General features: G+C 55.5%; 12 protein-coding genes and 2 pseudogenes. 7 read left to right on the top strand and 7 right to left on the bottom strand.

Features of this window, described 5'->3' with window-relative positions:
* Window positions 1–38: 38 nt before the first annotated feature.
* Window positions 39–1,514 carry a glycoside hydrolase family 32 protein gene (locus AC19YQ_RS22665; protein ID WP_500596003.1) on the bottom strand — a complete coding sequence of 492 codons (1,476 nt, stop codon included), beginning with the start codon at window positions 1,512–1,514 and terminating at the stop codon, window positions 39–41.
* Window positions 1,515–1,719: 205 nt separating this feature from the next.
* On the opposite strand from AC19YQ_RS22665, the gene AC19YQ_RS22660 reads away from it, so the two are divergent.
* From AC19YQ_RS22660 to AC19YQ_RS22640, 5 genes are all read left to right on the top strand, one after another.
* Window positions 1,720–2,997 (top strand): MFS transporter, encoded by a 1,278-nt coding sequence (locus AC19YQ_RS22660; protein WP_500596002.1) that lies wholly within the window; start codon window positions 1,720–1,722, stop codon window positions 2,995–2,997.
* Window positions 2,998–3,144: 147 nt separating this feature from the next.
* Window positions 3,145–4,338: a carbohydrate porin gene (locus AC19YQ_RS22655; protein ID WP_500596001.1), complete on the top strand. Its 1,194-nt coding sequence runs from the start codon at window positions 3,145–3,147 to the stop codon at window positions 4,336–4,338.
* A 120-nt stretch (window positions 4,339–4,458) separates the two neighbouring features.
* Window positions 4,459–5,457, top strand: a complete 999-nt coding sequence (locus tag AC19YQ_RS22650) for a LacI family DNA-binding transcriptional regulator (RefSeq protein ID WP_500596000.1) — start codon at window positions 4,459–4,461, stop codon at window positions 5,455–5,457.
* A gap of 320 nt (window positions 5,458–5,777) precedes the next feature.
* A complete protein-coding gene (locus tag AC19YQ_RS22645; protein ID WP_339474660.1) occupies window positions 5,778–6,161 on the top strand; it encodes a nuclear transport factor 2 family protein in 384 nt (127 codons plus the stop codon).
* A gap of 235 nt (window positions 6,162–6,396) precedes the next feature.
* Window positions 6,397–6,984: a flavin reductase family protein gene (locus tag AC19YQ_RS22640; protein WP_500595999.1), complete on the top strand. Its 588-nt coding sequence runs from the start codon at window positions 6,397–6,399 to the stop codon at window positions 6,982–6,984.
* Window positions 6,985–7,023: 39 nt separating this feature from the next.
* Here AC19YQ_RS22640 and AC19YQ_RS22635 read toward each other — a convergent pair whose 3' ends face one another.
* Complete coding sequence (locus AC19YQ_RS22635) at window positions 7,024–8,127, bottom strand: alkene reductase (RefSeq protein WP_500595998.1); 1,104 nt, start codon at window positions 8,125–8,127, stop codon at window positions 7,024–7,026.
* A gap of 334 nt (window positions 8,128–8,461) precedes the next feature.
* On the opposite strand from AC19YQ_RS22635, the gene AC19YQ_RS22630 reads away from it, so the two are divergent.
* Window positions 8,462–9,094 (top strand): TetR/AcrR family transcriptional regulator, encoded by a 633-nt coding sequence (locus tag AC19YQ_RS22630; RefSeq protein WP_500595997.1) that lies wholly within the window; start codon window positions 8,462–8,464, stop codon window positions 9,092–9,094.
* Between the two features lie 27 nt (window positions 9,095–9,121).
* Here the strand turns inward: AC19YQ_RS22630 and AC19YQ_RS22625 are convergent, their stop codons facing one another.
* Entirely contained in the window at window positions 9,122–9,703 is a 582-nt protein-coding gene (locus AC19YQ_RS22625) for a TetR/AcrR family transcriptional regulator (protein ID WP_500595996.1), read from the bottom strand.
* Between the two features lie 201 nt (window positions 9,704–9,904).
* Here AC19YQ_RS22625 and AC19YQ_RS22620 point away from each other — a divergent pair, with 201 nt between their 5' ends.
* Window positions 9,905–10,780, top strand: coding sequence for a LysR family transcriptional regulator (locus AC19YQ_RS22620; protein ID WP_500595995.1), 876 nt, complete (start codon window positions 9,905–9,907; stop codon window positions 10,778–10,780).
* Between the two features lie 45 nt (window positions 10,781–10,825).
* Here the strand turns inward: AC19YQ_RS22620 and AC19YQ_RS22615 are convergent, their stop codons facing one another.
* The 4 genes and pseudogenes from AC19YQ_RS22615 to AC19YQ_RS22600 all read right to left on the bottom strand — a co-directional run bounded on the left by AC19YQ_RS22615 (window position 10,826) and on the right by AC19YQ_RS22600 (window position 13,498).
* Entirely contained in the window at window positions 10,826–11,695 is an 870-nt protein-coding gene (locus AC19YQ_RS22615) for an isocitrate lyase/PEP mutase family protein (RefSeq protein WP_133079179.1), read from the bottom strand.
* Between the two features lie 373 nt (window positions 11,696–12,068).
* Window positions 12,069–13,163, bottom strand: a pseudogene (locus AC19YQ_RS22610) (cation:dicarboxylate symporter family transporter); the annotation flags it as partial.
* 10 nt (window positions 13,164–13,173) lie between these two features.
* Window positions 13,174–13,440: pseudogene (locus tag AC19YQ_RS22605) on the bottom strand (integrase core domain-containing protein); the annotation flags it as partial.
* A complete protein-coding gene (locus AC19YQ_RS22600; protein WP_500596010.1) occupies window positions 13,418–13,498 on the bottom strand; it encodes a hypothetical protein in 81 nt (26 codons plus the stop codon). The pseudogene AC19YQ_RS22605 and the gene AC19YQ_RS22600, both read right to left, overlap by 23 nt.
* Window positions 13,499–13,913: the final 415 nt, after the last annotated feature.

Below are 13,913 nucleotides of genomic sequence, written 5' to 3'. Positions count from 1 at the left end.
ATTGGCGGGCAGTGCCAATGGGCTCATCCCGGATGAGGTCAGATTTTAAGGTCGGTCAGTTCCCAGGCCTCGAGATCGCCAAACACCCCTGTTCCGTTGACGGCAAAAGCACTTATCCCGAGGCTGTCGGGCCGTGGATAAATCCGGCTGGTCATGGTGTAGGCACCGTCGTCGACGAACACCTCGATCGATGAGCGATCGAGAAAAATCCGCAGTGCTATGCGGGTCTGTTCCGGGCTTATCGGAACACTGCGAACACCGCTCACGCCCGCCCCCGAATGTTGCCGGTCGAGAACCAGGCGACGGGCCATGGCATCGAAGTACAACAACGTCCGCTCGTGTTGATCTTCGCTGCAGCGAAGCGCGAGACCAAAGTGTTCGGCGGTGCTGCCAGCCAGATCCAGTTCGAGTTCAATTTCAAGCAGTGCGCCACGCACATCGAGGGGACGACTGGCAGACTCCACCACCGGGATCTGCAGCCCGTGTCGGGACTTGCGTAACGCAGTCAGCTCACGGGCGGGACGCATGCGCAGGCGATCGCCTTCACGACTCAGCTCACGGGGCAAGGACAGCGCGCCGCACCAGTGTTGCGCCTGGCTTGGCATCGGGCAGTCCCACATGTCCATCCACGCCCAAAGCAGGCGTCGCCCGTCCGGTGCCAGCAGGGTTTGGGCAGCATAAAAGTCATGGCCGTGATCGAGCTCGTGCAGGGCTGCGCTCGTGTTGAAGTGGCCGCTGTCGTCCAGTTGGCCCACTCGGTAGCTGTTCTGGAATGTGTTCCAGTTGTCGTAGCCACTGGGCTTGAGGCCTTGGGGCGAATAGAGGAACACGTCGCTGCCATCAAGTTCGAACAGGTCCGGGCATTCCCACATGTAGCCGTCTGACTCGCGCACGCCTTGCAGGGCACAGCTCAGGTATTCCCAGTGGTACAGGTCCGCAGAACGATAAATTAACAGCTGGGGGTCATCCCCTTTGCGGGCTCCCAGGGCCATCCACCATTCTTCCCCGCGCTTCCAGACCTTGGGGTCGCGAAAATGCTTGATCTCAGGAGCCGGTGGTGTGTCGATGATCACCCCGTGCTTGGTGAAGGTAATGCCATCGGTGCTGCTGGCAAGGCATTGCACCTGCTCGATCTGATTGTCATCCCGTGGCGCACCCAGCCAGACATGCCCGGTGTAGATCAGGTAAAGCGTATCGTCGACCACCACTGCCGAGCCTGAAAAACACCCGTCCCGGTCATAGGACTCACTGGGCGCCAGTGCAATGGGCAAGTGTTCCCAATGCACCAGGTCACGGCTTTTGGCGTGTCCCCAGTGCATGGGCCCCCACTGTGGTGAGTACGGGTGATGCTGGTAGAACACATGGTACTCACCCCGAAAATACACCAGCCCGTTCGGGTCATTCATCCACCCCACAGGGGGCGACAGATGAAAACCGAGGCGATGATCGTTGCCGCGTTCGGGCAGTTTTTCTTTGATGGCGTGATGCGCTTTTTCCAGCAAGACAGCGTGCATGATTATCCTTGTTTGAATGGGTATTGAGTGGCCAGCTCTCTGGTCCGTCCCTGTCGCTGGCGCATCCGGGTTGGCGTAAACCTCGCGCCATCAGAATCAATCCCTGAGGCCCTCCCCTGGAATTACGCTTGACAGCGAGCAACCGCCAAGCGCGTAATATCTTCGATGTTAACGTTATCAAAAATAAAAACAAGAGGGTGCCTCAATGCGCGCTTCTAGAAAAATCGAGTACATGCAAGTCAGTGGTTTGCTTTATTTTTTCTTCTTCGCATTCTCATCCAGCTTCTCGCTGTTCTCTATCTGGATTCACAAAGCCATAGGTCTGAATGGTGCCGAAACGGGCATGGTCTTTGCGGCCAACACCATTGCGGCCATGCTTATCCTGCCTTTCTATGGCGTGCTCCAGGATCGACTGGGCATGTCGAAAAAACTGCTGGTCTGGATTGGTGTCCTGCTCTGCTGCACTGCGCCTTTTTGTATCTATGTCTACTCCTGGCTGTTGGCCACGAACCTGGTACTGGGCGTCGTGGTGGGTGCGGCGTTTCTGGGCTTTGCCATGCTCGCAGGGGCTGGACTGATGGAGTCCTACACTGAGCGGTTATCGCGCTACATGGGCTTTGAGTTCGGCAAGGCCAGGCTGTGGGGATCGCTGGGCTGGGCTTCTGCCACCGGTGTGGTGGGGGTCATGTTCAGCATCAACCCCAACATCATGTTCTACATGAGCACGGCTTCCGGCATCATCTTTCTGCTGATCCTGTTTCGCATGGACCTGGGCAAGTATTGCGACTCAACATCCCGGGCGGCCAAGGCGTTTGCCAACCCGTTGCGGATGAAAGATTTCTGGGTACTCATGACCCTGCCTCGTTTCTGGGCATTCGGCCTGTTCATGACTGGGGTTTGCGGGATTTACGCGGTCTACGACCAACAGTTCCCCGTGTACTTCTCCTCCTTTTATCCGAACCCGGAAGACGGGATACGCGCCTACGGCTATCTCAACTCCTCGCAGGTCTTCGTTGAAGCGCTGTGCATGCTGTTCGCACCCTGGCTGGTATCGCGGATCGGAGCCAAGAATGGCTTGATCCTCACAGGCACCATCATGTTCGTGCGCATTTTGGGGTCCGGAGTGGCCGTGGATGTGTGGGTGATAGCCAGCTGCAAGATGTTGCATGCCCTCGAAGTGCCGATCTTGCTCGTCTCTGCATTCAAGTACATTGCCGGTAATTTCGATTCGCGCTTGTCTTCGACCATTTATCTCGTGGGCTTCCAGGCTGCCCAGTCGTTGACCGCCATGTTCCTGGCCCCCGTCGCCGGGTATGGCTATGACCATATTGGATTTTCCAGCGTGTATGTCCTAATGGCGGGAGTCGTGGGCGCTTGCCTCCTGATCTCGTGCTTGACCTTGCGCTCGGAGTCTTCTCGAACCCCCTCCTCCACCGTCCCGGATCACGCGCCTTCACCACCGGCCACGACAGCAGTCGTGTAGCGGCGGTGCCTTTGCGCACTAAAAAAGCAGAACGTTGAGCATTGAACGTCGCTGGGCTTGCTCGCGCAGCACACTAAAAAAAAAAATCGCATGCCTCCCATTCTTTGGGCAAGGGAAAGTGCGTCCATAACTTGATTGGGCACGGCCATGAAAAAGAGTTTAGTTGTTTGTTTACTGGGCATGTTTTCTTCGTCGGGCATGGCGGATATGACCTGGACTACGGAACACGGCGATTTGAAAGTTTACGGCGATGTAGAGTTCAACCTTGATGCCGCCAGTAGTGCGGGTCAGTTGACGTCGTTCAAAACCGATGACAATAAAGACTGGCGTGTCGGTGACTCGGAAAAATGGGATATCAACGGGCGAATTCTTTTAGGACTCGATGGCTACCGCAAAGGCAAAAATGATCAGTTCGCCGGCTTTAGCGTTCAGCCACTGGTTAATGTGTCCGGGAACTTGAGTGCTGATGATGCGGCGTTCTTTTTTGGTCAGGAGAAAAACTGGAAAATCAAAGTTGGCCGTTTTGAAGCCTACGACATGTTCCCGCTTAACCAGGACACGTTCATCCAGTATTCGGGCAATACCTCCAACGACCTGTACAGCGATGGCTTCGGCTACATCTATATGATGAAAGAAGGACGCGGGCGCAGCAGCGGTGGCGGCGCGGTACTGCTGAGCAAGGAGGCAGGGCCGCTGTACCTCGAACTCAATACCCTGGTAAAGGACGGCACCACCCTGTTTGCCGACAATGGCTATCACGGCAATGTGCTGGAAAATGAAAAAAATGCAGCCTACGTCCGGCCCGTCGCCGCGTTACGTTTCGACAAAGCCTCCATCGCGCTGGCGATGGAAACCAACATCGTCAGCAATGCGTATGGCTTTCGCGATGCCTCGGGAGATATTCAAGACCAGTCACAACGCACTGGATACGGTGCGACCTTTACCTGGAACTCATTAAAAGAAGATCCCACCAATGGCATTGTCTTTAATATCAGCACGGCCTACATGAACGCCAAGGATGAAAAAGACTTCAGTGCCGGGAGCAATATATTGTGGCGCAACTTTGAACTCGGCTACATCTTTGCCAAAAATGATATTCAAGCGTTCAACATGAATGATCTGGTTGCCAAAGACGGTGTGGCAACTGTTCCTGGCCGGTATGACATTCACACGATCCATACGTCCTATCGCATCACCAATGTCATGGACATGGACAACTTCAATATTGATCTGGGTGCCTATTGGTCAATGCTCAACCTTCCCGATAACGATGGGAGTCGGGCAAATGACGACAGCGATCGTTATGGTGCCCGGGTGCGCTTCAAGTATTATTTTTTCTGACCTGAAACGGTCGAGCCGACGCGGGCGAAAGACTCGGTCATTTACGTCACCATTGCCATGATGTCATGCTCTTGCCGGACATGACTTTCATGCATGGAGAAAACTCAATGGCATTCGTAAATGGCCTCGGTTAAAGATGTTGCACGGTTGGCGGGGGTTTCCCTGATGACCGTGTCTCGAGCGATCAACACTCCCGAAAAACTCAATGCCGAAACCCTGGCGACTGTCCGCCAAGCCATCGAGACCCTGGGCTATGTGCCCAATCTCTCCGCACGCAATATTCGCGGCGGGCATTTCAGCAGCAAACTGATCGGGGTTTTCGCCCTGGACACCGCGACGACCCCTTTCGCCGTGAACATGCTGCTGTCGCTTGAGCACACTGCACGGGAAAACGGCTGGAACGTCCTGATCATCAACGTGTTCGAAAACCCACCGGACTCGCGATCCATCGATCTGATGCTGTCACATCGTCCAGACGGAATCGTCTTCAGTTCCATGGAACTGCGCGAGCTGGAGATACCTGAGGCGCTGCGCAGCTACCCGCTGGTACTGAGCAATTGCATAAGCTCCAGCCCGGGTGTGGCGTGTTATGTCTCCGATGACGAAGAGGGTCAGTACCAGGCGGTGAGCCAGGCACTTCAACGGGGTTATCGGCGCCCGCTGTGCATTAACCTGCCCCGCCACAGCATTGCCTGGAAGTTGCGCCAGCAGGGCTTGTCACGTGCATTCACAGAGGCAGGCATCCCGTTGGACAGTGTGCTGCAATATGATTTGTCTGCGGATGACGAGTACCTGGAAACCATTGAAGCGCTCAAGGGACAGTTGGGCGAGTCACCGGCAAAGCCGACCTTCGACCTGCTGGTGTGTGGTAACGACCGTATCGCCCTGGTTGCCTATCAGTTCCTGCTTGGCCAGGGTTTGAGAATTCCGGCGGACGTTGCGGTGCTTGGCTTCGACAACATGATCGGAGTCGCGGAGTTGTTTTACCCGCCCCTGAGCACCGTGCAACTGCCCTATTACGAGATGGGCCGTCGTGCCGCCTTGCACCTGATCGAAAACAAGGATGAGCCCTTCACTCACAAGGTGCCCTGCCCCCTTGTCGAACGCATGTCCTTGTAACGCTGCGTGCCGGTTTACCACCGGCGTTTAAACACGACCACTGCAACCCCCACATGCATTGCCCTTGGCACGAAGCTGCTCGTGCCCCCGCCCTTTATGCCCGCCCTTGGCACCTTCCCGTGCTCTGCGGTGCTTCGCCTGCTCGCTGATGGATTGCCTGAACGGTAACCCGTTTGAGGCGAAGCCTTGCCATTTACATCACACCCGACGACCGCCCACGAAATCATTGGCATAAACTGTAGTGCTCGCTATAGAATCAACACACTTAAGTAGTGACCACTACATTAATGGTTGAGCGAACCCACAAACAGGACCCCATCATGAGCAATCCGACTTACGTGCAGGAATACAACGCAATCGTCGCTGTACTGAACCAGTACAACGAAGGTGGCAAACACGCCAACAGCAGCATCATGAAACCTGCCTTCAGCGAGCAGGCGACGATCTTTGGCGTAGACGCCGAGAGCAAACTCACCGGCGGCCCGATTCAAGGGTTGTTCGACATCATCGACAACGCATTCCGCCCTTCCCCAGAAGCCCAGTGCGCAATCGTCAACATCGATATCGTCGGCACGGCTGCCAGTGCACGCATCGATACCAACGACATCTCCGGCTTCTGTTTCACCGACTTTTTCAACCTGCTGAAAGTTGAAGGCCAGTGGACCGTAGTCAGCAAGATTTACCACACCCACGTGGCCCCCTGACCCGTGCAGACGCATTCCCGAGGCGCGTAGACGCGGGTAAAAACAAGCGCGCGTAATAAGTGGCAAAGGTGAAATATAGCGCCCGGTTCGAAGACCGAATTGACCCCTGCCATCGGGTCGCTCATCGTAGGTGGCCATGAAAGCCTTCAGCTTCACCTGAGCAGAACGGCTTCGGTTTAAACCTGAACGGCCCCGGTCCATTCATGGATTCGAGGCCTTTTTTTCTGGAGTAACGATGGACGACCACATTGCCGCTGTACCCCTTGAAAAGGCCTACAGGCTGATCAATCACGGCCCTACCGTACTGGTATCTGCTCAGCACGACGGGGTAAAGGATGTCATGGCCGCTGCGTGGGCCTGCGCGCTGGATTTTTCACCGCCAAAAGTGACTGTAGTGCTGGACAAGATGACCCGGACTCGTGAGTTGGTAGAGGGCAGTGGCGTTTTCGTGATCCAGGTTCCTACCGTGGCCCAGCTCAAACTGACCAGTGATGTTGGCAGCATGAGCCTGTCCGATACGCCGGACAAACTGGCGAAGAGCAATGTCCAGTTATTCAGCATGCCCGGCCATGACCAGCCCTTCGTTGCGGGCTGTTCGGCGTGGCTTGCGTGCACGTTGATACACGAGCCTCACAACCAGGCGAGTTATGACTTGTTTATCGGCGAGGTGGTGGGTGCCTGGGCAGACACCCGAGTCTTCAGGGATGGGCACTGGCACTTTGAAACCGCCCATCCGGACCTTCGCAGCCTGCACTACATCGCGGGAGGCCATTTCTATGCCATCGGCGAAGCATTGAGTGTGGAGGCCAAGGACGTCACGTGACGTCGCCAGCATTGTTGATCACCGCTGGTACAGCCGTGATCAGTAGCTGCCGACAGGCCAGTCGGTATAGCCCTTGGCGCCACCACCGTAATAGGACTCGCGGGGTGCAATGGTCAGTTCGCTGTCACAACGCAAGCGCTCAACCAGATCAGGGTTGGAAATAAACAGCCGGCCAAATGCTACTGCATCGATCTTGCCTTGGGCGCGACGCTCGATTGCCATCTCCAGGTCGTAGTTGTTGTTACCGATAAAGAAGCCATTGAACTGTGCGCTCAGGGCGTCCATGTCCACGCCTTCCGGCACTTCACGGGAAGTTGCAGTCGCCCCTTCAACAAAATGCAGGTAGGCGAGATTGAAGGCGTTCAACTGCTGGATCAGGTAGCCGTGCAGTGCCATCACATTGCTGTCCGGGGGGGTGTTACCGGCGTCGGGTGTAACCGGAGACAAGCGGATACCGACGCGGTCATTGCCCCAGATCTTGACGATCGCGTCTGTCACTTCCAGGGTCAGGCGTGCACGGTTTTCGATCGAGCCGCCGTAGTGGTCGGTTCGGTGGTTGGTCGAGTCGCGCAGAAATTGATCCAGAAGGTAGCTATTGGCAGAGTGAACTTCCACACCATCGAAACCGGCGCGCTTGGCATTTTCGGCAGCGCGTTTGTACTGTTCGATGATCCCCGGAATTTCATCGGTTTCGAGTGCTCGAGGCATCGACACCGGAACAAAACCATTCGCGGTATAGGTTTGACCTTCAGCCTGGATCGCAGAAGGTGCGACCGGCGCAACGCCGTCTGACTGCAACTCTACGCTGGAGAAACGACCCACATGCCAGAGCTGGCTGACGATCTTGCCACCGGCAGCGTGCACGGCATCGGTAACTTTCTTCCAGCCTGTAACCTGTTCGTCGCTCCAGATGCCGGGCGTAGCGGCATAACCGCGGCCTTGAGGGGAGATATTGGTGGCTTCGGCAACGATCAAACCGGCTGTGGCACGCTGCGCGTAGTACTCCGCGTGCATCTCATTGGGGATGCCGTCTTCGCCATAGCGACTGCGGGTGACAGGGGCCATTACGATGCGATTAGCCAGTTCAATGTCACCCATGGTGACGGGGGTGAACAAGTCGGTACGGTTACTGTTATCTGTCATGGTCAACCTGAATTAATAGACCAGTCGTCTATTAAGGTAATAAAAAAGTCGCTTTGCCCTGGTCAGGGATCTTTAAGCGCTGCGCGTCCCAGCTCGATACAGCGTTCGAGCCGGGTGAATGGTGCAGGTATCCTAAGGCATGAATAGACCGGTCGTCTAGGAATTATCCAAGATCAGGATGACTCTCGATCAACGGTCTGTCGTATCTGGCCTGCCTCAAACTGCCGCCAGCTGGCACCGCACAACGGGCTCGGGTCATTTTGTGTATCATCGGCCCCTAAACATCGTCTCCAGACGCGATTTTCTGGCGACAGGCATTAAGGTAGTCCACCCCATGACCAACGCCATCTCATCCTCCGCTCCGCGCACCAAGGGGCGCCCTCGCACGTTCGACCGCGACCAGGCGCTGCTTCAGGCCCTGACGGTGTTCTGGAGGCGCGGGTATGAACCTGCATCGGTGGCAGAGCTGTGTACCGCGATGGGTATCAACCCACCCAGCCTGTACGCGGCGTTTGGGAATAAGGCCAAGTTGTTTCTGGAAGCCGTCGACTACTACGAAGCGACCTTCTGGGATGCCACCTGGGAAAAAATGGGCAGTGAGCCGGACCTGGTGCGCGGCATCAGCGACTTTTTCCAGGCATCAGCCACCATCCTGACAGAACCCCTGGCTCCGTGTGGCTGCATGGTGGTTCTGGCGGCGGTCAACGTTTCAGAGGATGCCGCAGAGGTTTCGGCGGCACTCAAAGCCCTGCGCCAGGAAGGTCGGGACTACCTGCAGCAACGACTGGATCGCGGGGCTGAGGACGGTCAACTCAAGCCGCAGACCAATACCCGCATTCTCGCCAGTGCGTTGAATACATTGCTCGAGGGCATGTCGTTGCAGGCCCATGATGGGGCCAGTCGCGAAGACCTTGAGGGCATCGGCGCCACCGCCGTGGCGATGCTCGCCCCTTCACTTGCCCAATGATGAGGCTGGCTTTGCGCTGACTGCTTTTCAGGCCAACAGCCGACGGCTCATTTCAAACGCCACATCAAACGGTGCGTGGGTTCTGTTGACCTTGACCAGCAAAGAGGCACCCAGCCACATCTGATAAAGCGCTTCTGCCAGTACAGAGGCTTCAGTGGGCGCGGTGATGGAACCATCGGATTTGCCTTGCTCAACGCAGCGAGTCATCCGCTCGATGATCAGCGCAGTGCCTTTTTCAAGGACGGCACGCATGTTTTCGGAGAGATCACACACTTCTGCCCCCAGTTTGACCACCAGGCATTTTTGGTCGGTGTGATCAAAAGCCTGGGTCTGGGCCCAATACCGCAGGTAATTCAGCAGTCGCTCTGCCCCGCTGCCCTCTTTGGCCATCTGCACATCAACCCGCGAGAGGTACTCTTCAAAGTACTCTTCGAGCAGTGCCTGGCCAAATTCATCCTTGGAGCGGAAGTAGTGATAAAACGAGCCTTTAGGCACGCCGGCGGCGCCAAGCAACTCGGTCAGGCCAACCGCCGTGTAACCTTTTTGGGTCATAAGCGATCGGGCGACATCAATGATGTGCTGGCGCATGTCTTGGACTGGTTTCTTCATAGTGCGGCGCATGCTATCAAAAAAGCATCGTGGGTCGCATGCTTTTAAACGGTGCGCACACGCCCCTCCTGCCAGCGATGGGCAACGTGCTCATAGACGACGTATCCGCCCTGAAACCGGTGAGTTGGCTTCACCGTCACCGGCGACAACCAACAACAGAAATGAATATATTTACCGCATAAACATAACTATTATTTGACCATGATTAAAGAATTGAAAACCCTCATCGCCGTGGCGAGAGAAGGCACCTTTGCGGCTGCGGGCAGCAAGATTGGGCTGACCCAGGCAGCTGTCAGTGCGCAAATGCAACGTCTGGAGGCGGAACTCGGCGTCGAGCTGTTTGACCGACAAGGCCGCTCGGCCCAACTCAACCGGATGGGTCATCAAGTGCTGTTGCAGGGACAGGAGCTGGTGCGCCAGTTCAAGAATCTGGGCACAACAACTGTTGGGCTGCCTGCAAGCATTCTGGTAACGATTGGAGCCATTGCCTCTGTGCAACGCTCTTTTTTACCGGAAGCACTGGCGCAGTTTCACCAACTATTCCTGGAGTGCAGGACTCGAGTGATTCCGGGCCTTTCAATGGAGCTGGTCAATCAGGTGGATGCTGGCGAGATCGACATGGCTGTGATCATCCGCCCGCCTTTCTCACTTCAAAGTGACTTGCGATGGACAACGCTGGCGCGCGAACCCTATCGGCTCATCGTGCCGGCCGACATGCCCGGGGATGACTGGTCTGAACTGGTCTCGACCGAGCCATTCATACGCTACGACCGATCGTCTTTCGGCGGTCGGCAGGTTGACCGATTCTTGCGCCAAACCCATGTGGTTTTGCGAGAAGTATGCGAACTCGATGAGCTGGATGCGATCATCAAGCTGGTTGCCAATGGGGTGGGCGTTGCGCTGGTTCCAGAAACGGCAACCCATCAAGGATGGCCGGCAGAGGTTCGGGCCATAGACCTGAAGCAACGGACATTTCATCGTGATATCGGGCTCGTGCATCGCGCGCGCCGCAGCCTCAGCGAGCCTGTGAAGTCACTTGTCCAGCTGATTACCGAGCAGGTTCTGAAAAAAACCTGATGCCTGCCACGGTAATCAGTCGCTGAACATGATCACTTTATTTAACTACTCGTCTACGTTCATGAACTCTTTGGCCCACACCTGATAACGCTCTGGTCGCGTGTAGGTGTGGGTCAACTCTGTAGCACTCAGATCAGAGGTGCTGCAGGTGACATTGCGCTGTTCGCGCAAACAGTCGTAAGTGGCTTTGATCGAAGCAAAATAAGCCGCATGCCCGGCTACCACGATCCGCACGCCCAGCGCAGCCAAACGCTGGCTGTCGGACAGTTCGGGGTTTCCGTAGGTCACCAGCATCAGCGGAAGCTCGACGCCTTCGGCAATCTGCTCAAGGTGAGCAAAATCCTTCACGCCAACCAGGCAAATACCATCTGCACCGGCCTCGGTGTAAGCCTTGATACGGGATTTCACATGCTCGACGGATAACGTCCCGGCGTTGGTTCGGGCAATGATCACCAGTTCAGGATCTACGCGAGACTCAATGGCAGCCTTGATCTTGCCACTGCCCTCTTCAATCGAGATCAGATCGGTCGATTTGCGGCCGAATTGCGCAGGCAGGAGGGTATCTTCGATGGTCAATGCAGCCACGCCGGAACGCTCCAGCTCCGCCACGGTACGCATCACATTGAGCGCATTGCCGTAACCATGATCGGCATCGGCAATGATCGGCAACTGTGCCACACGCCCGATCCGGGTCGCCTGCTCGGTAAATTCACTCAATGTGATCAGGGCAAAATCTGGGGCTGCCAATACTTGCAGCGAAGCAACCGAACCGCCCAGGATACCGGCTTCAAAACCCAGGTCGGCGGCAATTCTGGCAGACATGGGATCGAACACGGAGGCGGTGTGAAAGCAGGATGTAGAAGCGAGTAACTTGCGAAATTCGACCCGCAGTTGCTGATGGGAAAGTCTGGACACGTTGGCACCTCGGACGAATGTTATCTACACGGGTAAGACTGGGTGGAAGTAATACACGCAATCGATTGCGAATTGAGCAGTTTGGCCCACCCGTACGGCCTGTCCTCCTGAGTGACCTGCAGGAATCAAATGACGCGCTGGGCGTCGTTTGCGTTTTCCTGTCAGGCGGGCTCCTGCCCTCGTACAGGGGACTGATTTTACGCGGTCGATCCATTATTTAAAGCTGATTATTTTTCGTCGGCTCACAACCCTTGTCCGTCAACTTTATACGTTCGCCTCTGCGCGCATACAGCTCAGCTCCCAGCCCTGTGCTCAATCGACATAAAAAGAGCCTTCGACGCTCTCAACGTGGAAGGCTCTTATACATCTCAGATCAGGTGCTTTGCCCAACGCTCGCGCTAGCCTGACGTACGAGTGGAGCCCTCTCCCACTTGGCGATCACCAGGGGAGCAATGGCATTCCCGAGAACATTCAAGGTCGTAGTTCCGCTGTCGATAATCCTGAAAATACCGGCGATCAATCCAACCCCTTCCAACGGCAGTCCGGCCGATGCCAGGGTGGCCGAGAGAATAATGATCGCGAACCCAGGCACTCCTGCTGCGCCCTTTGACGTCAAGACCATCGTCACCACCAACAGAATTTGCTGGGTCAGCGACAGTTCAATGCCATAAAGCTGAGCGATAAAGATCGTCGCCACTCCCAGGAAAATGGACGCGCCATCCAGGTTGAAGGCGTAACCGACCGGTACCACGAAGCTGACAATTCGCCGTGGAACGCCATAGGCTTCGAGCTTGCTGATCAACTGTGGCATCACGGCTGCCGAGGCAGCACTGGAAAAAGCCAGGATCAGCTCATCCCTGAAGTACTTGATCAGCTTGAACACGTTTTCGCCGATCAGATAACAAATACCTCCCAGGAACACCAGGGCAAAGGTAATCAGTGCGAGGTACACGACACCAATCAACTTGAGCAATGGCAACAGTGAAGCAAAGCCAAAGGTCGCGACTGTCGCCCCGATCATCCCGAACACGCCAATCGGCGCATACGCCATGACAAACGAGACGACCTTGAACATTGCATCGGACAAACCCTGAATAACCGCAATGACCGGCGCACTCCTGGTTTTGGGTAATGCGTTCAACGCCATCCCGAGCAGTACGGCAAAAAACAGCACTGACAGCAACTTCGCTTCCGACATTGCAACGATGACGTTATCGGGCACGATGTTTTGCAGAATGATCAGCGCGCCTTTTGAAGGCTCCATCGTGACCGTAGAAGTGCCGCTGTGCGCAATGCCTGCTATCTCGGTGCCTTTACCGGGCTCGAACACGTTGGCAAAGACCAGCCCCATGACAATGGCCAGGCTGGTGATCGCAAAGAAGTAAATCAGGGACTTTGCGCCCATACGGCCAAAGGATTTGTTATCACCTCCCCCTGCGATGCCGAGGATCATGTAACAAAAAACAATGGTGTAGTGGTCAAGTAATCCCGGACACTGCGTTAAGTTTTTTCTCGGACTGAGCAGGCGCGAGCCCGCCATTGAATGCATGAGGCCGTATCCAGTTGTAGCGATGCATCAAATAATGGCTGATGTCCCGTTGCGCCTGCTGAACCGACATATAACCCACTGAAGGTATCCACTCGGTTTTCAAGCTTCGAAATACAGGCTTCATCGGCGAGTTGTCGTAGCAATTGCCCCGGCGACTCATGCTCTGGCTTGAGTCATAGTAGGTAAGCCTTATCCGTGATGCTATGGTCGGGTGAGCAATCGAGGTGGTACCACTGTAGTACATAGCCAGCCATGGCAACGCGAACGCACAATTTGAGCACCCCATCAGGTATGTCGTATGCTTGATCAGCATCCCAATGCGAATGGGATAGGAACACATTGGCCTTCTTGGAAGTGAACAAATGGCCAGTAAGCTGTTCCGCGTTGATTACATCCATGCCTATGAACTTACCCAACATGTAATCAGAAAGCCTGTTAAAGGTGCTCTTCGCCTGCTCTTTGAAACGGCAGGTTTCCAATGAAGAAACCTTGCGAAGGGGTTGGTATCCGTTCAGCTCGAAAGCAACGTACATCGATCTTCCTTGCTCGAATGTCTGGGGAGCGATAACCGGTGCGTCACTGGTTCTTCGCCGTTTAGCTAACAGTGCCGACGGGGACTCTATCTATAAGTCGAATTTCCAAGGCGGATGATTTTACCATCGACTAGTA

The organism is Pseudomonas sp. MF06569 (assembly GCF_059862735.1).
This window is presented reverse-complemented; position numbering and strand designations above follow the sequence as displayed.